We start from the raw sequence: 16,154 nt of genomic DNA, 5'->3' as shown, positions 1-16,154 counted from the left end.
GCTGTGGTACTATATTTAAAGGAGAAAACTACACAATGGGACGTAGTCTTAAAAAAGGACCTTTCGTCGATGAGCATTTGATGAAAAAAGTTGAAGCTCAAGCAAATGACGAAAAGAAAAAAGTAATTAAAACTTGGTCACGTCGTTCAACGATTTTCCCAAGTTTCATCGGATATACAATTGCAGTTTATGATGGACGTAAACACGTGCCGGTTTACATTCAAGAGGACATGGTAGGTCACAAACTTGGTGAATTTGCGCCAACACGTACTTACAAAGGTCACGCTGCAGACGATAAGAAAACACGTCGTTAATAGGAGGAGGACACAATGGCAGAAATTACTTCAGCTAAAGCAATGGCTCGTACAGTGCGTGTTTCACCTCGTAAAACACGTCTTGTGCTTGATCTTATCCGTGGTAAGAAAGTTGCTGATGCAATCGCAATCTTGAAATTCACTCCAACTAAAGCTGCTACAGAAGTTGAAAAAGTTCTTAACTCAGCTATTGCAAATGCTGAAAACAACTTTGGGTTGGAAAAAGTTAATTTGGTAGTATCTGAAACATTCGCTAACGAAGGACCAACAATGAAACGTTTCCGTCCTCGCGCAAAAGGTTCAGCTTCACCAATCAACAAACGTACTACACATATTACTGTAGTAGTTGCAGAAAAATAAGGAGGTAAAATCGTGGGTCAAAAAGTACATCCAATTGGTATGCGTGTCGGAATCATCCGTGACTGGGATGCGAAATGGTATGCTGAAAAAGAATACGCGGATTACCTTCATGAAGATCTTGCAATCCGTAAATTCATCAATAAAGAATTGGCTGACGCTTCGGTTTCAACTATCGAAATTGAACGTGCAGTAAATAAAGTAATTGTTTCACTTCACACTGCTAAACCAGGTATGGTTATCGGTAAAGGTGGAGCTAATGTTGACGCTCTTCGCGCTCAACTTAATAAGTTGACTGGAAAACAAGTTCACATCAATATCATCGAAATCAAACAACCTGATCTTGATGCTCATCTTGTTGGTGAAAACATTGCTCGTCAACTTGAGCAACGTGTTGCTTTCCGTCGCGCTCAAAAACAAGCTATCCAACGTACAATGCGTGCAGGTGCTAAAGGAATCAAAACTCAAGTATCTGGTCGTTTGAACGGTGCAGATATCGCTCGTGCTGAAGGTTATTCAGAAGGAACAGTTCCACTTCACACACTTCGTGCAGATATCGATTATGCTTGGGAAGAAGCTGATACTACATACGGTAAACTTGGAGTTAAAGTTTGGATTTATCGTGGTGAAGTTCTTCCAGCTCGCAAAAACACTAAAGGAGGCAAATAACAGATGTTAGTACCTAAACGTGTTAAACACCGTCGCGAATTCCGTGGAAAAATGCGCGGTGAAGCTAAAGGTGGTAAGGAAGTCGCATTTGGTGAATACGGTCTTCAGGCCACTACTAGCCACTGGATTACAAACCGTCAAATCGAAGCTGCCCGTATTGCGATGACGCGTTACATGAAACGTGGCGGTAAAGTTTGGATTAAAATCTTCCCACACAAATCATACACTGCTAAAGCTATCGGTGTACGTATGGGTTCTGGTAAAGGGGCGCCTGAAGGTTGGGTAGCACCAGTTAAACGTGGAAAAGTTATGTTTGAAATTGCTGGTGTATCTGAAGAAGTTGCACGTGAAGCACTTCGTCTTGCGAGCCACAAATTACCAGTTAAATGTAAATTCGTAAAACGTGAAGCAGAATAAGGAGAGCACATGAAACTTCAAGAAATTAAAGATTTTGTTAAAGAGCTTCGTGGACTTTCTCAAGAAGAACTTGCTAAGAAAGAAAACGAACTTAAGAAAGAACTTTTTGAACTTCGTTTCCAAGCAGCAACAGGTCAACTTGATCAAACTGCGCGTTTGAACGAAGTGAAAAAGCAAATTGCACGTGTTAAAACTGTGCAATCAGAAAACAAATAATAGATTGGGAAAGGAGAAATTCTAATAATGGAACGTAATCAACGTAAAACCCTTGTTGGACGTGTCGTATCTGACAAGATGGATAAAACAATCACTGTTGTAGTTGAAACAAAGCGTAACCACCCAGTCTATGGTAAACGTATCAACTATTCAAAAAAATACAAAGCACATGATGAAAATAATGTTGCCAAAGAAGGCGATATCGTACGTATCATGGAAACTCGTCCACTCTCAGCTACAAAACGCTTCCGTCTTGTAGAAGTTGTGGAAGAAGCTGTTATTATCTAAACAAACTAAAAGGAGAAAATTGGAATGATTCAACAAGAAACTCGCTTGAAAGTTGCTGATAATAGCGGTGCCCGTGAAATTCTCACCATCAAAGTTCTTGGTGGTTCAGGACGTAAATTCGCTAATATCGGTGACATCATCGTTGCATCTGTAAAACAAGCTACTCCTGGTGGAGCGGTTAAAAAAGGTGACGTGGTTAAGGCTGTTGTTGTTCGTACAAAAACTGGTGCTCGTCGTGCAGACGGTTCATACATCAAATTTGACGATAACGCTGCGGTAATCATCCGTGAAGACAAAAATCCTCGCGGAACTCGTATCTTCGGTCCTGTTGCACGTGAATTACGTGACGGTGGCTTCATGAAGATTGTTTCACTTGCACCAGAAGTACTTTAATTTATAATTATAAAAAAGCAAACTTAGTCCCCTGACGTTTGTCAGGGTGCCCATTTGGGCGTAAGAAAAAATAGGAGAAATACTCACATGTTTGTAAAAAAAGGCGACAAAGTTCGCGTTATTGCTGGTAAGGACAAAGGTGTTGAAGCTGTAGTTCTTAAAGCTCTTCCAAAAGTTAACAAAGTAATTGTTGAAGGTGTTGCAATTGTCAAAAAGCACCAAAAACCAAACAATGAAAACCCTCAAGGTGCTATTGTAGAAAAAGAAGCACCAATCCATGTGTCAAACGTCCAAGTACTTGACAAAAATGGCGTTGCGGGCCGTGTTGGTTACAAAGTTGTAGATGGCAAGAAAGTTCGTTACAACAAAAAATCAGGCGAAGTGCTTGATTAATCACGAAGGAAAGGAGAAGCATAATGGCAAATCGCTTAAAAGAAAAATATACTAATGAAGTTGTTCCTGCGTTGACTGAAAAATTTAACTATTCTTCAGTAATGGCTGTGCCAAAAGTTGAGAAAATTGTTCTTAACATGGGTGTCGGTGATGCTGTATCAAACGCTAAAAATCTTGAAAAAGCTGCTGCTGAGTTAGCACTTATCTCAGGTCAAAAACCACTTATTACTAAAGCTAAGAAATCAATCGCTGGCTTCCGTCTTCGTGAAGGTGTAGCGATCGGAGCAAAAGTAACCCTTCGCGGTGAACGCATGTACGAATTTTTGGATAAATTGGTTACTGTTTCACTTCCACGTGTGCGTGACTTCCATGGTGTTCCAACAAAATCTTTTGACGGACGTGGTAACTACACACTTGGTGTGAAAGAACAATTGATCTTCCCAGAAATTAATTTCGACGATGTTGATAAAGTACGTGGTCTTGATATTGTTATCGTTACTACTGCTAACACTGACGAAGAAGGACGTGAATTGCTTAAAGGCCTTGGAATGCCTTTTGCAAAATAATTTAGGAGGTAAATCAATTGGCTAAAAAATCTATGATTGCTAAGAACAAACGCCCAGCGAAGTTCTCTACGCAAGCTTACACACGTTGCGAAAAATGTGGTCGTCCACATTCAGTTTACCGCAAATTTAAACTTTGCCGTGTTTGCTTCCGTGAATTAGCATACAAAGGACAAATCCCAGGCGTTACCAAAGCTTCTTGGTAAAATGATGATGCAAAGGACGTAAAAATCCGTATGAAAATAGGAGGCTGTCGCAGAAGTCATTAGACTTTGAGAAAGCCTATCTTTTTCACTAGGATTTTAGTCCGTGCTCAAAAATTATGATACTAAGCCCGTGGTGAACAAAGCAAAATTAGAAAATCGAGGATGCTTGCTTGCAAATGAGTCGATTTATCTATTTTGCACAGTTCATAGGGCGAGTTCAAATTAGCTTTTCGTCTGAGAAGCATACAACCAGCCCACTTGGGCGACATTAACTAGCAAGTGCAACTTGCAAACTACTAGTAAGAGGAGAAATTTAAAATGGTTATGACCGACCCAATCGCAGACTTTCTGACACGTATTCGTAACGCTAACCAAGCAAAACACGAAGTACTTGAAGTACCTGCATCAAACATCAAAAAAGGGATTGCTGAAATCCTTAAACGCGAAGGTTTTGTGAAAAACGTTGAAATTATTGAAGATGACAAACAAGGCATTATCCGTGTATTCTTGAAATATGGCCAAAACGGTGAACGTGTTATCACTAACTTGAAACGTGTTTCAAAACCAGGTCTTCGTGTTTACTCAAAACGTGAAGATATCCCTAAAGTTCTTAACGGACTTGGAATCGCAATCATTTCAACATCAGAAGGTCTTTTGACTGACAAAGAAGCACGTCAAAAGAACGTTGGTGGAGAAGTTATTGCTTACGTTTGGTAATTAGATGATACCAAGAGCGTAGTGAACCAAGTGAAAATAGGAAATCAAACAAAGAATACTTGCATTCTAGTTTGATTTATCTTTTTCACACAGGTCACAGCTCGGCTTCAAATCAGATTTTCTGATTATTTAGTATCATGAAACCAAATTAGAACAAGATTCACTAATTGAATACGCCTACAACTCTTTGAAAAAAAGTGAAAAGCAGTTTCAGAAATGTTCACTTTATGCGTCGTAAACGTCTGAACTTTCTTTGCTCTTCGGTCAGGAAGGTCCTAGTCGTTCTGACGAGGGTGCGTCTACGAAATCAAGGATTTCGGACTTACCGCTTATTTTTCTTCGAGTTGCTTAACGGCTTTTTATCTTGTTCACCCCGTGAAAACTAGTCGCTTGACGGCTTGATAATTTAACAGGAGAAATAAATATTATGTCACGTATTGGTAATAAAGTAATTACGTTGCCTTCTGGTGTTGAAATTACTAATAACGATAACGTTGTTACTGTAAAAGGACCTAAGGGCGAACTCACTCGTGAGTTTAACAAAAACATTGAAATCAAAGTTGAAGGCAATGAAGTTTCACTTCATCGTCCAAACGACTCAAAAGAAATGAAAACAATTCATGGTACGACTCGTGCTAACTTGAACAACATGGTTGTTGGTGTTTCTGAAGGTTTCAAAAAAGCACTTGAAATGAAAGGTGTTGGTTACCGTGCACAATTGCAAGGTACTAAGCTTGTTCTTTCAGTTGGTAAATCTCACCAAGATGAAGTTGAAGCTCCAGAAGGTATCACTTTTACAGTAGCTAACCCAACTTCAATCGAGGTTGCAGGTATCAACAAAGAAGTTGTTGGTCAAACTGCAGCTTACATCCGTAGTCTTCGTGCTCCAGAACCGTATAAAGGTAAAGGTATCCGCTACGTTGGTGAATATGTACGCCGTAAAGAAGGTAAAACAGGTAAATAATAGTTTGAGCTTGCTCTGTGAAATATTAATTCACAGGTACTCGCTATTTCTACCCAAACTTGTCCATTTGGCAAGGATATAATTAATTAAGAGGTGAAAATTGTGATTTCGAAACCAGATAAAAACAAAATCCGCCAAAAACGCCATCGTCGCGTACGCGGTAAACTCTCTGGAACTGCAGAACGCCCACGTTTGAACGTATTCCGTTCTAATACAGGCATCTACGCTCAAGTGATTGATGACGTAGCGGGTGTAACGCTCGCAAGTGCATCAACTCTTGATAAAGAAGTTTCTAAAGGAACTAAAACAGAACAAGCCGTTGTTGTCGGCAAACTTGTTGCTGAACGCGCAGTAGCTAAAGGTATTTCTGAAGTGGTCTTTGACCGCGGTGGATATCTCTATCACGGACGTGTTAAAGCTTTGGCTGATGCAGCTCGTGAAAACGGATTGAAATTCTAATAGGAGGACACTAAGAAATGGCTTTTAAAGATAACGCAGTTGAACTTGAAGAACGCGTTGTTGCGATTAACCGTGTTACTAAAGTTGTTAAAGGTGGACGTCGTCTTCGTTTTGCAGCTTTGGTAGTTGTTGGTGACCGCAATGGTAACGTTGGTTTTGGTACTGGTAAAGCTCAAGAAGTACCAGAAGCTATTCGTAAAGCAGTTGAAGCTGCTAAAAAGAATCTGATCGCAGTACCAATGGTTGGTACAACAATTCCACACGAAGTTCATTCAGAATTTGGTGGAGCTAAAGTATTGTTGAAACCTGCTGCAGAAGGTTCGGGAGTTGCCGCTGGTGGTGCAGTTCGTGCCGTCATCGAATTAGCCGGTGTTGCAGATGTTACATCTAAATCACTTGGTTCAAACACTCCAATCAACATCGTTCGTGCTACAGTTGAAGGTTTGAAACAACTTAAACGTGCAGAAGACGTTGCTGCTCTTCGTGGCATCTCAGTTTCTGATTTGGCATAAGAAAGGGGATTATCATGGCTCAAATTAAAATTACTTTGACTAAGTCTCCAATCGGTCGCATTCCTGCACAACGTAAAACAGTTGTTGCCCTTGGACTTGGTAAGTTGAATAGCTCAGTTGTCAAAGAAGACACCCCAGCTATTCGTGGTATGGTTAATGCAGTATCTCACTTGGTTACTGTAGAAGATGTTAAGTAATTAACATTTATAATGACATTTAGGTCGCAGAGCTTTTCTCTTGCGACTTAAAGTGAATAGAGGTATAGGCGAGTTTCTATGGGGAGTCCTTTCCCCTCATAGAGGCGCTAGCATTTTACAAATAAGGAGAAAACTATAATGAAACTTCATGAATTACACCCTGCTGCAGGTTCACGTAAAGTTCGTAACCGTGTAGGTCGTGGGACATCATCAGGCAACGGTAAAACGTCTGGTCGTGGTCAAAAAGGTCAAAAGGCTCGTTCAGGCGGCGGTGTTCGTCTTGGTTTTGAAGGTGGACAAACTCCATTGTTCCGTCGTATGCCAAAACGTGGTTTCTTGAACATCAACGCTAAGGAATATGCACTTGTAAATCTTGAACAATTGAATATTTTTGAAGATGGTGCAGAGGTAACTCCAGTTGTTCTTAAAGAAGCTGGAATTGTTCGCGCTGAAAAATCAGGTGTTAAAATTCTTGGTAATGGTGAACTAACTAAGAAATTGACTGTTAAAGCAGCAAAATTCTCAAAATCTGCTGAAGCAGCTATCGTGGCTAAAGGTGGTTCTGTAGAAGTCATCTAATGAGGGGGACCCTAGATGTTCTTTAAATTACTAAAAGATGCTTTGAAGGTGAAACATGTTAGAAATAAAATTTTCTATACATTATTCATCATTCTCGTATTTCGAATTGGAACTCATATTACTGTTCCAGGTATCAATGCCAAAAGCTTGGAACAACTCAGTGATTTACCTTTTTTAAATATGTTGAACTTGGTTTCAGGTAACGCTATGAGAAACTTCTCAGTTTTCTCAATGGGAGTTAGCCCGTACATTACAGCTTCTATTGTGGTTCAACTATTGCAAATGGATATTTTACCTAAATTTGTTGAGTGGGGTAAGCAGGGGGAAGTCGGTCGTAGAAAGCTTAATCAAGCAACTCGCTATATTTCGCTTGCCTTGGCCTTTATTCAGTCAATTGGTATTACTGCAGGCTTTAACACATTGTCATCAGTAGCTTTGGTTAAAAATCCAGATATTAAAACATATATGTTGATAGGTGCTTTACTGACAACAGGTAGTATGATTGTGACCTGGTTGGGTGAGCAGATTACAGACAAAGGGTTTGGTAACGGTGTATCAATGATTATCTTTGCAGGTATCATTTCATCAATTCCAAGTGCTATTTCGACCATTTATCAAGATTTCTTTGTCAATGTCCGTGCGACCGATATGATGTCATCATATATCTATGTTGCAATCCTTATCTTTGCTGTTTTGGCGATTGTATTCTTTACAACGTTCGTTCAACAAGCAGAGTATAAAATTCCAATTCAATATACCAAGCTTGCTCAAGGAGCTCCAACAAGTTCTTATTTACCTTTAAAAGTTAATCCTGCTGGTGTCATTCCCGTTATTTTTGCCAGCTCGATTACAACTATTCCAAGTACGATTATTCCATTCTTTCAACATGGGAAAGATATTCCTTGGTTAACGACTTTGCAGAATGTACTAAATTATCAAACACCGACCGGTATGCTAATATACGCAGTACTAATTATTCTCTTCTCGTTCTTTTATACTTTTGTTCAAGTTAATCCGGAAAAAACAGCTGAAAACTTACAAAAGAGTGCGTCCTATATTCCAAGAGTTAGACCTGGACGTGAAACAGAAGAGTATATGTCTTCAACATTGAAGAAATTGGCGACGATTGGTTCAGTATTCTTAGCATTTATTTCGTTAACACCAATTGCAGCACAGCAGATGCTAAACTTATCTTCAAGTATTGCATTGGGAGGAACTAGTCTTCTTATCTTGATTTCAACAGGAATTGAAGGTATGAAACAACTTGAAGGTTATCTCTTGAAGAGACAGTATGTAGGTTTTATGAACACAGCAGAGTAAGAAACCCTACAATATCTTAAAACAAAATTGAGGATCGGGGAGATCTCCCTGTCCTTCTCTTTTGTTTTTAAATCAGTTTAGCAGGTCGTATGTTTGCTTGGCTGATTTAAAAACAAAATAAGGAGACAATCATGAATCTTTTAATCATGGGTTTACCAGGTGCTGGTAAAGGTACTCAAGCCACAAAAATTGTTGAAAAATTTGGTGTTGCACATATCTCAACTGGGGATATGTTTCGTGCTGCAATGGCGAATCAAACTGAGATGGGGCTGCTTGCTAAATCATATATAGACAGAGGTGATTTAGTACCGGATGAAGTGACTAATGGTATTGTTAAAGAACGCCTTTCTCAAAAAGACATTGCTGAAAAAGGCTTCTTACTTGATGGTTACCCACGGACGATTGAACAAGCTTATGCTTTGGATGAAACACTTGCGAATCTTGGAATAAAGCTTGATGGCGTTATTAATATTGATGTGGATCCATCGTGTTTGTTGGAACGTTTAAGTGGTCGTATCATTAATCGTAAAACAGGTGAATCTTTCCACAAAGTTTTCAATCCACCAGTTGATTATAATGAAGAAGATTACTACCAACGTGAAGATGACAAACCTGAGTCGGTTCAACGTCGCTTAGAAGTTAATATTGCTCAAGGCGAACCAATTCTTGAACATTATCGTAAAGCTGGGCTTGTTACAGATATTGAAGGTAATCAAGAAATTGCTGACGTTTTTGCAGATGTCGAAAAAGCTATCGTAACATTGAAATAATTTAGTAATTTCTACTTGCGTAAGCTAACAACTCATGATATACTAGAATAGTCTGGCTTATAATTGTTACCTCTGTACTCAGAGGATATCAAATCGAATTTTTAGGGGGTACTTTTGCGTGGCAAAAGAAGATGTGATTGAAATTGAAGGCAAAGTCGTTGAGACAATGCCAAATGCAATGTTTACTGTTGAATTGGAAAATGGACACCAAATTTTGGCGACTGTTTCAGGAAAAATCCGTAAAAACTACATCCGTATTTTGGTTGGAGATCGTGTAACTGTTGAAATGAGTCCATATGATTTGACACGTGGGCGCATCACATACCGCTTTAAATAATCGAAATAATTGGAGGGATTAAAACATGAAGGTAAGACCATCGGTTAAACCAATTTGCGAATACTGTAAAGTTATTCGTCGTAACGGTCGTGTTATGGTTATTTGTCCAACAAATCCAAAACACAAACAACGTCAAGGATAAAAATAGAAAGGAGAAAAAATGGCTCGTATTGCTGGAGTTGATATTCCAAACGATAAACGTGTAGTAATTTCACTTACTTATGTGTACGGTATCGGTCTTGCAACATCTAAGAAAATCTTAGCTGCAGCTGGGATCTCAGAAGATATCCGTGTTAAAGATTTGACATCAGATCAAGAAGATGCTATCCGTCGTGAAGTAGATGCAATTAAAGTTGAAGGTGACCTTCGTCGTGAAGTTAACTTGAACATCAAACGTTTGATGGAAATCGGTTCATACCGTGGAATTCGTCATCGTCGTGGACTTCCTGTCCGTGGACAAAACACTAAAAACAACGCCCGTACTCGTAAAGGTAAAGCTGTTGCGATTGCTGGTAAGAAAAAATAATATAGGAGGTTAAAAAATTGGCTAAACCAACACGTAAACGTCGTGTGAAAAAGAACATCGAATCTGGTGTTGCTCATATTCACGCTACATTTAATAACACTATTGTTATGATTACAGATGTGCACGGTAATGCTATTGCTTGGTCATCAGCAGGTGCTCTTGGTTTTAAAGGTTCTCGTAAATCTACACCATTTGCTGCTCAAATGGCTGCTGAAGCTGCTGCAAAATCTGCGCAAGATCATGGTCTTAAAACAGTTGAAGTGACTGTAAAAGGACCTGGTTCAGGTCGTGAGTCTGCTATTCGTGCTCTTGCTGCTGCTGGTCTTGAAGTGACTGCTATTCGTGACGTTACTCCTGTACCACATAATGGTGCTCGTCCTCCAAAACGTCGTCGTGTGTAATCATTATTGTCAATAGTACACAAGATTCGTTTCGAGGGAGTATATAAATGATTGAGTTTGAAAAACCAATAATAACAAAAATTGATGAAAATAAAGATTACGGCAGATTTGTCATCGAACCGCTTGAACGTGGTTATGGTACAACTCTAGGTAACTCTCTTCGTCGTGTACTTTTGTCATCACTTCCGGGTGCTGCAGTAACATCAATTAAAATTGATGGAGTACTCCACGAATTTGATACTATCCCAGGTGTACGCGAAGATGTGATGCAAATCATCCTTAATATTAAGGGGCTTGCTGTAAAATCATACGTCGAAGACGAAAAGATTATCGAACTTGACGTTGAAGGTCCTGCAGAAATCACTGCTGGTGATATCTTAACGGATAGCGACATTGAGATCGTGAACCCAAATCATTATCTTTTCACCATTGCTGAAGGCCACAGTCTTAAAGCTACAATGACTGTCAATACTAACCGAGGTTATGTTCCAGCAGAAGGTAATAAAAAAGATGATGCTCCAGTGGGGACATTGGCTGTGGATTCTATTTACACACCAGTGAAAAAAGTTAACTATCAAGTTGAGCCAGCTCGTGTAGGTAGCAATGATGGCTTTGATAAGTTGACTATTGAAATCATGACAAATGGCACAATCATTCCTGAAGATGCAATAGGTCTATCAGCTCGTGTTTTGATTGAACACTTGAATCTCTTTACTGATTTAACGGATGTTGCTAAAGCAACGGATGTGATGAAGGAAGTTGAAAAAGTGAACGATGAAAAGGTGCTTGACCGAACTATCGAAGAACTTGATTTGTCAGTACGCTCATATAACTGTCTTAAACGTGCAGGTATTAACACTGTGTTTGATTTGACAGAGAAAACTGAGCCTGAAATGATGAAAGTTCGGAACCTTGGACGCAAGAGTCTTGAAGAAGTTAAAGTTAAACTTGCTGATCTTGGTCTCGGCTTAAAAAACGATAAATAAAATAGGAGGACAAAATGGCTTACCGTAAACTAGGACGTACTAGCTCACAACGTAAAGCAATGCTTCGTGATTTGACAACAGATCTTTTAATTAACGAATCCATTGTAACAACTGAAGCTCGTGCTAAAGAAATCCGTAAAACAGTTGAAAAAATGATTACTCTAGGTAAACGTGGTGATCTTCATGCTCGCCGTCAAGCAGCAGCTTTTGTACGTAATGAAATTGCATCAGAAAACTATGATGAAGCAACTGATAAATATACATCACAAACTGCTCTTCAAAAACTTTTTGATGACATCGCACCTCGTTATGCTGAACGTAACGGCGGATACACTCGTATCCTTAAAACAGAACCACGCCGTGGAGATGCTGCTCCAATGGCAATTATTGAATTAGTATAATTTTTATCAATTTTGTTGAGTGTTATGATGATGGGTTTTATCTATTTAGATATCCTTAGTCTAGCTCTGGTCTACCGCTGAGTTTATCTCAGCGGTAACACTCATCATATTGGTAATGATTAACGCTTGTTTACGAAATGCCTCTATTTTTAGAAGCACTTCGTAAGCAGGCGTTTTTTAAGAGATAAGCTAATAATTAACAAAAATCAAAACCTGAATTATAATAATATGAACTTTACACAATCCCAAATAAGAAGATTCAAATCAGCTCTAAAAGATAAAACGTTAGTTCCCTATCACAAACGGATTCAAGTTGTGTATTTCCGCTCTCAAAAGATGACTTGCAAAACTATTCCTGAGAGCATTGGTTTCTCTCAGGACACCATCTGGCGTTTGGTGAAGAAGCATGAACATGAAGATCTTTCTTCACTTCTCCAAGATACGCGAGGCGGCCGTCACCGTTCTTATTTAATATATGAGGAAGAAAAAAGCTTTTTACAATAACAGTTTACTAGCAGTGCCTCAGGACAACTCATCATAATTGCAGAGCTTCACGAGGCCTATCAAGAGTGTGTTGGAAAACAGACAACACGCGAAGAGTTCTATGCCTTATTGAAACGCCATAGTTGGTTGGGTCAAAGAATCAAGAGATTCTTTGAGGTGGGAGATAAAGCTTACGCAATAAATAACAAAAGTAACTCCTCGACCAGAACATCCCATGAAAGTAGACACCTAGACTATTTTAGCGTCTAATACTTAATGAAAATCAAAAATAACAATTTGCTAGTCAAATGGATATCGGATATTTCAGTTTTGAAAGTTTACAAAGAGAAAACTGTTAGTAATAATACACAATTTATAAATGGACCACGATAATTTAAGTGCTGACGGCTAATAAAAAAATTGAACTTGCTATTTTTGATTTTTTGTTGAGATTAAATATTGAGAATTTATTTTGAAATCTTTTAAATGCGTATATAGTTACTTAGGTTATTTTTTGAACGAGTAGCGAGTTTGGGTCTGTACGTGAGAAAGTTAAAGGAGCTATTTAGGAACAATAGGTAAACTGAATATACCAAGATTAGTAGTAGGAAATCTCTAGTAATAGAGAGGACTTACTGCTTTTTTTTATATTATAACAGGAGGGTTTGTTACGTTATGGTGGTTTTTGATGCTTGACGGTGCAACTAATACTCAATGAAAATCAAAAGTAGCCTAGGAAACGAAACCGACGATAGAACTTGAGTTCATCAAGGCAAGTTGACAACGGATAATTTTGATTTTCATTGAGTATAAACTGTTTTTAGTTGAATTTTGTCAGTGTATGTGGAAAGGCTAATATCCAGTATTGAAAGTAAAACTACAGAGATGGAGTGGGTAGGTTTATGATTCCATTTTTAGAATCCCTCTTCTTAATTTTAGTGGGGTAGTAAGTAGGGCTGTGTCTTTAAAATCAAGGGAAGGTGTTCTTTATTTGATGGAGATAGTTTTATAGATAAGTATCATTTGATCTGATTTTGACCTTCACTTTCACTTAATACAGATCCTAATAGCGTATGCTTTTTGATATAGCCCGATAGGAAGCTCATGAAATAATTAAAAGAATGGGGACAGTATAAGTTGTTTTAATCTCTTTGTTTTTAAATAAAAAAATTAATTTTTTCTAAAAAGTATATACATTTCTATAAGCCGATGATAGGATATGTACAAAAGTATATATCTATAAAATATTAATTTTATATCTTTATATTTAGTAAAATTAGACTATTTTATTAAAACTCTCTTTATTAGGAGTTTTGAAAGTGAATTAAGGAAATCTGGTTTGCTAAAATAAAGGCACTTTCTATTAAATCATTATACTTTGATAAGTATCAAGGGTGTATTATCTGATGAAAAAAGTTCAAAAATGAAAGCGATAACATTTTATGAGTTTTTGATTAATTATTTTGACCGATAATTTAATGAAAAATGAAATTATCTTTTTTATTAAAAAGCCTCTAAAACCGCTTGACAATAGGAATCGGGGGGGGGGGGTATAATGATTTTAGAAGATAAAGACATGAGCAAATTATTTGTTATTTTGATAAAAATACGGTAGACTTTTTAAGTCTAAAATTTTGTATTAAATTGTATTATAAGGATTTTGTTATAGAGATAAAAATGGATGAAAAACAGTTAAGACGATTGCGTCGAATCGATTTAATGGAATTATTGCTTTCCCAGGCTCAGGAAATTGAGTCCTTACAAGAAAGAGTTATTGAATTAGAAGAAAAGTTGAAAAACAGAGAAATTCTCATGGCGGAAGCAGGGTCGATTGCGGAAGCTGCATTAAAGCTCAATAAAGTTTTTGAATCAGCTCAAGCTGCGGCAGATCAATATCTCGAAAACGTGGGTCGTTTAGCTGATAAGGCTGATTTAGATAATTGAGTTAGCTTTGGAGCCGATAATTTTATGAGTAAAAATTTAATACTTAACAAAAATCAAAAATAGCGTTATAATAGTATTATGACAAAAGAACTTACCCAAACACAAGTCGAAGAATTAAAGCAAGCCCTTAAAGATAAAAATAATGCTCCGCATCATAGAAAAATTCAAGCCCTTATTCTCTACTCTGAATGCCATAATTTAACATCTGTAGCTAAATCAGTAGGCTTTGTCCATCAGACAGTCCGCAACTTATTAAATCGCTATCTAAGTGGTGGCTTAGAAGCTCTCTTAAAGGAGAATCGTGGTGGTCGCCGCCGCTCCTATATGACGCATGAGGAGGAAGAAGATTTCCTTAAAGAGCAACTCTCTTCCTCTTTGAATGGAGAATTCGTTACCGTTAACACCCTCTTTAAAGCTTATCAAGAGAGAGTTGGGCACAAGACAACCCGAGAAGGTTTCTATGCTCTCCTGAAACGTCATGGTTGGCGTAAAGTTAGCCCACGTCCCCAACATCCGAAAAAAGCAGACGCCGAAACCATTTTAGCGTCTAAAAATAAAATCTTTATTCGAGGAGAGAATGAGTAAGCGCTTTATTGATGGAAAAGAATATCAAAAAATCCGCCTTATGTATCAAGATGAGGCGGGTTTTGGGCGTATCAGTAAACTTGGTTCGTGTTGGTCTCCAAAAGGTTATCGTCCTCACGTAGCAAGTCATCACATTCGTGAATACCGCTATTGTTATGGAGCTGTGGATGCCCATACAGGCGACTCGTTTTTCATCATAGCAGGCGGATGTAATAGTGATTGGATGAATGAATTTTTACGCCAACTATCGGCAGCTTATCCAGAAGATTATATTATTTTAGTCATGGATAATGCCATCTGGCATAAATCTCAGACCTTAAATATTCCTAAGAATATTGAATTTACCTTCATTCCACCCTACACACCTGAAATGAATCCTATTGAGCAAGTCTGGGCTGAGATTCGTAAACTTGGTTTCAAGAATAAAGTATTTAGGACCTTAAATGAGGTAATCGATAAACTTCAAGAGGTTATTCAAACCTTAACCGCTTATCAACTCAAATCAATTGTAGATAGAGACTGGACTTCCGCTATTTTTGATTTTAACTGAGTATAAAAAGATATCATTGGTCAGATTTACCAAATTCTGATGAACTGTCTGTTTTTCTAGAGAAGACTAAGTATCGTAATAAGTATTTTAATACCTTAAAAAGTACTGTATTTACCTTGGTGACTGTAGCGGCAGTAGCTGTCTTGATTGCAACTATCTGGTTGCCTGTTTTACAGATTTATGGAAATTCTATGACGCCGACTCTACAATCAGGGGATTTAGTTGTTTCTGTAAATGCAAAAAAGCTAAGCAGGGGAGATGTTGTTGCTTTTTATTACAATAATAAAGTTCTTGTGAAACGAGTTATTGCAACATCTGGTCAGTGGGTTGATATTGATAAAAAAGGCAATGTTAGTGTCGATGGGAAACGGATCAAAGAACCTTATCTTGATGAAAATGAAAAGGATTATGGGGAAACTAATATCAAACTTCCTTATCAGGTGCCTGATGGTAAAATCTTTGTTATGGGAGATCATCGAAGTGTCTCTATTGACTCGCGAAACACGGCTGTTGGGACTGTTGGAGAAGAACAGTTAGTTGGACGTTTGACGTTTCGTATTTGGCCTCTAAACCGTATAGAATGGGTCAGATAAGACTAGTTTGATTT

The 16,154-nt window shown here is 38.1% G+C and carries 27 protein-coding genes and 1 pseudogene; all 28 read left to right on the top strand.

Features of this window, described 5'->3' with window-relative positions:
- Positions 1-35 precede the first annotated feature (35 nt).
- The 28 genes and pseudogenes from rpsS to lepB all read left to right on the top strand — a co-directional run bounded on the left by rpsS (position 36) and on the right by lepB (position 16,140).
- On the top strand, positions 36-314 hold the full coding sequence (rpsS, locus tag ABZ559_RS12080; protein ID WP_000533765.1) for a 30S ribosomal protein S19: 279 nt from the start codon (positions 36-38) through the stop codon (positions 312-314).
- Positions 315-329: 15 nt separating this feature from the next.
- Positions 330-674, top strand: coding sequence for a 50S ribosomal protein L22 (gene rplV, locus ABZ559_RS12075; RefSeq protein WP_367006594.1), 345 nt, complete (start codon positions 330-332; stop codon positions 672-674).
- 12 nt (positions 675-686) lie between these two features.
- Positions 687-1,340 (top strand): 30S ribosomal protein S3, encoded by a 654-nt coding sequence (rpsC, locus tag ABZ559_RS12070; RefSeq protein ID WP_136282081.1) that lies wholly within the window; start codon positions 687-689, stop codon positions 1,338-1,340.
- Positions 1,341-1,343: 3 nt separating this feature from the next.
- Entirely contained in the window at positions 1,344-1,757 is a 414-nt protein-coding gene (gene rplP, locus ABZ559_RS12065; protein WP_018376775.1) for a 50S ribosomal protein L16, read from the top strand.
- 9 nt (positions 1,758-1,766) lie between these two features.
- Positions 1,767-1,973, top strand: coding sequence for a 50S ribosomal protein L29 (gene rpmC, locus ABZ559_RS12060; RefSeq protein ID WP_018376776.1), 207 nt, complete (start codon positions 1,767-1,769; stop codon positions 1,971-1,973).
- A 27-nt stretch (positions 1,974-2,000) separates the two neighbouring features.
- A complete protein-coding gene (gene rpsQ, locus ABZ559_RS12055; RefSeq protein ID WP_002885836.1) occupies positions 2,001-2,261 on the top strand; it encodes a 30S ribosomal protein S17 in 261 nt (86 codons plus the stop codon).
- 24 nt (positions 2,262-2,285) lie between these two features.
- The gene (gene rplN / locus ABZ559_RS12050; RefSeq protein ID WP_018376777.1) at positions 2,286-2,654 is read left to right on the top strand and encodes a 50S ribosomal protein L14; all 369 of its coding nucleotides are present in this window, start codon (positions 2,286-2,288) and stop codon (positions 2,652-2,654) included.
- 87 nt (positions 2,655-2,741) lie between these two features.
- Entirely contained in the window at positions 2,742-3,047 is a 306-nt protein-coding gene (rplX, locus tag ABZ559_RS12045) for a 50S ribosomal protein L24 (RefSeq protein ID WP_018376778.1), read from the top strand.
- A gap of 23 nt (positions 3,048-3,070) precedes the next feature.
- Positions 3,071-3,613 carry a 50S ribosomal protein L5 gene (gene rplE / locus ABZ559_RS12040; protein WP_018376779.1) on the top strand — a complete coding sequence of 181 codons (543 nt, stop codon included), beginning with the start codon at positions 3,071-3,073 and terminating at the stop codon, positions 3,611-3,613.
- 17 nt (positions 3,614-3,630) lie between these two features.
- A complete protein-coding gene (locus ABZ559_RS12035) occupies positions 3,631-3,816 on the top strand; it encodes a type Z 30S ribosomal protein S14 (RefSeq protein ID WP_001085697.1) in 186 nt (61 codons plus the stop codon).
- A 318-nt stretch (positions 3,817-4,134) separates the two neighbouring features.
- Positions 4,135-4,533 (top strand): 30S ribosomal protein S8, encoded by a 399-nt coding sequence (gene rpsH / locus ABZ559_RS12030; RefSeq protein WP_018376780.1) that lies wholly within the window; start codon positions 4,135-4,137, stop codon positions 4,531-4,533.
- Between the two features lie 427 nt (positions 4,534-4,960).
- Positions 4,961-5,497, top strand: a complete 537-nt coding sequence (rplF, locus tag ABZ559_RS12025; protein WP_367006592.1) for a 50S ribosomal protein L6 — start codon at positions 4,961-4,963, stop codon at positions 5,495-5,497.
- A 102-nt stretch (positions 5,498-5,599) separates the two neighbouring features.
- Positions 5,600-5,956 (top strand): 50S ribosomal protein L18, encoded by a 357-nt coding sequence (rplR, locus tag ABZ559_RS12020; RefSeq protein ID WP_026183112.1) that lies wholly within the window; start codon positions 5,600-5,602, stop codon positions 5,954-5,956.
- 17 nt (positions 5,957-5,973) lie between these two features.
- Positions 5,974-6,468 (top strand): 30S ribosomal protein S5, encoded by a 495-nt coding sequence (rpsE, locus tag ABZ559_RS12015; protein ID WP_018376782.1) that lies wholly within the window; start codon positions 5,974-5,976, stop codon positions 6,466-6,468.
- A gap of 14 nt (positions 6,469-6,482) precedes the next feature.
- Entirely contained in the window at positions 6,483-6,665 is a 183-nt protein-coding gene (rpmD, locus tag ABZ559_RS12010) for a 50S ribosomal protein L30 (RefSeq protein ID WP_018376783.1), read from the top strand.
- A gap of 138 nt (positions 6,666-6,803) precedes the next feature.
- The gene (gene rplO, locus ABZ559_RS12005) at positions 6,804-7,244 is read left to right on the top strand and encodes a 50S ribosomal protein L15 (protein WP_018376784.1); all 441 of its coding nucleotides are present in this window, start codon (positions 6,804-6,806) and stop codon (positions 7,242-7,244) included.
- Between the two features lie 15 nt (positions 7,245-7,259).
- Positions 7,260-8,564, top strand: a complete 1,305-nt coding sequence (gene secY / locus ABZ559_RS12000) for a preprotein translocase subunit SecY (protein ID WP_018376785.1) — start codon at positions 7,260-7,262, stop codon at positions 8,562-8,564.
- 131 nt (positions 8,565-8,695) lie between these two features.
- Entirely contained in the window at positions 8,696-9,334 is a 639-nt protein-coding gene (locus tag ABZ559_RS11995; protein WP_018376786.1) for an adenylate kinase, read from the top strand.
- 118 nt (positions 9,335-9,452) lie between these two features.
- Positions 9,453-9,671, top strand: a complete 219-nt coding sequence (gene infA / locus ABZ559_RS11990; protein WP_001040189.1) for a translation initiation factor IF-1 — start codon at positions 9,453-9,455, stop codon at positions 9,669-9,671.
- 25 nt (positions 9,672-9,696) lie between these two features.
- On the top strand, positions 9,697-9,813 hold the full coding sequence (rpmJ, locus tag ABZ559_RS11985; RefSeq protein ID WP_000868345.1) for a 50S ribosomal protein L36: 117 nt from the start codon (positions 9,697-9,699) through the stop codon (positions 9,811-9,813).
- Positions 9,814-9,831: 18 nt separating this feature from the next.
- Entirely contained in the window at positions 9,832-10,197 is a 366-nt protein-coding gene (gene rpsM / locus ABZ559_RS11980; RefSeq protein ID WP_003046081.1) for a 30S ribosomal protein S13, read from the top strand.
- Positions 10,198-10,214: 17 nt separating this feature from the next.
- Positions 10,215-10,598 carry a 30S ribosomal protein S11 gene (rpsK, locus tag ABZ559_RS11975; RefSeq protein ID WP_018376787.1) on the top strand — a complete coding sequence of 128 codons (384 nt, stop codon included), beginning with the start codon at positions 10,215-10,217 and terminating at the stop codon, positions 10,596-10,598.
- Positions 10,599-10,645: 47 nt separating this feature from the next.
- A complete protein-coding gene (locus ABZ559_RS11970; RefSeq protein ID WP_018376788.1) occupies positions 10,646-11,584 on the top strand; it encodes a DNA-directed RNA polymerase subunit alpha in 939 nt (312 codons plus the stop codon).
- Between the two features lie 14 nt (positions 11,585-11,598).
- Positions 11,599-11,985, top strand: coding sequence for a 50S ribosomal protein L17 (gene rplQ, locus ABZ559_RS11965; protein ID WP_018376789.1), 387 nt, complete (start codon positions 11,599-11,601; stop codon positions 11,983-11,985).
- A 228-nt stretch (positions 11,986-12,213) separates the two neighbouring features.
- Positions 12,214-12,489 (top strand): hypothetical protein, encoded by a 276-nt coding sequence (locus ABZ559_RS11960; protein ID WP_367006589.1) that lies wholly within the window; start codon positions 12,214-12,216, stop codon positions 12,487-12,489.
- Between the two features lie 1,656 nt (positions 12,490-14,145).
- Positions 14,146-14,412, top strand: a complete 267-nt coding sequence (locus ABZ559_RS11955) for a DNA repair protein (RefSeq protein ID WP_367006587.1) — start codon at positions 14,146-14,148, stop codon at positions 14,410-14,412.
- Positions 14,413-14,490: 78 nt separating this feature from the next.
- Positions 14,491-15,547: pseudogene (locus ABZ559_RS11950) on the top strand (IS630 family transposase).
- Positions 15,548-15,549: 2 nt separating this feature from the next.
- The gene (lepB, locus tag ABZ559_RS11945; protein ID WP_367007662.1) at positions 15,550-16,140 is read left to right on the top strand and encodes a signal peptidase I; all 591 of its coding nucleotides are present in this window, start codon (positions 15,550-15,552) and stop codon (positions 16,138-16,140) included.
- Positions 16,141-16,154 lie beyond the last annotated feature (14 nt).

The organism is Streptococcus sp. ZY19097 (assembly GCF_040731245.1).
GTDB classification, from domain to species: Bacteria; Bacillota; Bacilli; order Lactobacillales; family Streptococcaceae; genus Streptococcus; species Streptococcus orisratti.
The sequence above is the reverse complement of the archived record's forward strand: the minus strand, read 5'-3'. Positions and strand labels throughout refer to the sequence as shown.

Excerpts from the sequence above, each read along its gene's own strand:
- rpmJ (WP_000868345.1), top strand. The coding sequence starts at position 9,697 with ATGAAGGTAAGACCATCGGTTAAACCAATTTGCGAATACTGTAAAGTT.
- ABZ559_RS11955 (WP_367006587.1), top strand. The coding sequence starts at position 14,146 with ATGGATGAAAAACAGTTAAGACGATTGCGTCGAATCGATTTAATGGAA.
- rplN (WP_018376777.1), top strand. The coding sequence starts at position 2,286 with ATGATTCAACAAGAAACTCGCTTGAAAGTTGCTGATAATAGCGGTGCC.
- rplE (WP_018376779.1), top strand. The coding sequence starts at position 3,071 with ATGGCAAATCGCTTAAAAGAAAAATATACTAATGAAGTTGTTCCTGCG.
- rplV (WP_367006594.1), top strand. The coding sequence starts at position 330 with ATGGCAGAAATTACTTCAGCTAAAGCAATGGCTCGTACAGTGCGTGTT.
- rplO (WP_018376784.1), top strand. The coding sequence starts at position 6,804 with ATGAAACTTCATGAATTACACCCTGCTGCAGGTTCACGTAAAGTTCGT.
- rpsS (WP_000533765.1), top strand. The coding sequence starts at position 36 with ATGGGACGTAGTCTTAAAAAAGGACCTTTCGTCGATGAGCATTTGATG.
- rpsH (WP_018376780.1), top strand. The coding sequence starts at position 4,135 with ATGGTTATGACCGACCCAATCGCAGACTTTCTGACACGTATTCGTAAC.
- rplQ (WP_018376789.1), top strand. The coding sequence starts at position 11,599 with ATGGCTTACCGTAAACTAGGACGTACTAGCTCACAACGTAAAGCAATG.
- rpmC (WP_018376776.1), top strand. The coding sequence starts at position 1,767 with ATGAAACTTCAAGAAATTAAAGATTTTGTTAAAGAGCTTCGTGGACTT.
- rpsQ (WP_002885836.1), top strand. The coding sequence starts at position 2,001 with ATGGAACGTAATCAACGTAAAACCCTTGTTGGACGTGTCGTATCTGAC.
- rpsE (WP_018376782.1), top strand. The coding sequence starts at position 5,974 with ATGGCTTTTAAAGATAACGCAGTTGAACTTGAAGAACGCGTTGTTGCG.
- rpsM (WP_003046081.1), top strand. The coding sequence starts at position 9,832 with ATGGCTCGTATTGCTGGAGTTGATATTCCAAACGATAAACGTGTAGTA.
- ABZ559_RS11970 (WP_018376788.1), top strand. The coding sequence starts at position 10,646 with ATGATTGAGTTTGAAAAACCAATAATAACAAAAATTGATGAAAATAAA.
- secY (WP_018376785.1), top strand. The coding sequence starts at position 7,260 with ATGTTCTTTAAATTACTAAAAGATGCTTTGAAGGTGAAACATGTTAGA.
- ABZ559_RS11960 (WP_367006589.1), top strand. The coding sequence starts at position 12,214 with ATGAACTTTACACAATCCCAAATAAGAAGATTCAAATCAGCTCTAAAA.
- rplX (WP_018376778.1), top strand. The coding sequence starts at position 2,742 with ATGTTTGTAAAAAAAGGCGACAAAGTTCGCGTTATTGCTGGTAAGGAC.
- rplF (WP_367006592.1), top strand. The coding sequence starts at position 4,961 with ATGTCACGTATTGGTAATAAAGTAATTACGTTGCCTTCTGGTGTTGAA.
- rpmD (WP_018376783.1), top strand. The coding sequence starts at position 6,483 with ATGGCTCAAATTAAAATTACTTTGACTAAGTCTCCAATCGGTCGCATT.
- rplP (WP_018376775.1), top strand. The coding sequence starts at position 1,344 with ATGTTAGTACCTAAACGTGTTAAACACCGTCGCGAATTCCGTGGAAAA.
- ABZ559_RS11995 (WP_018376786.1), top strand. The coding sequence starts at position 8,696 with ATGAATCTTTTAATCATGGGTTTACCAGGTGCTGGTAAAGGTACTCAA.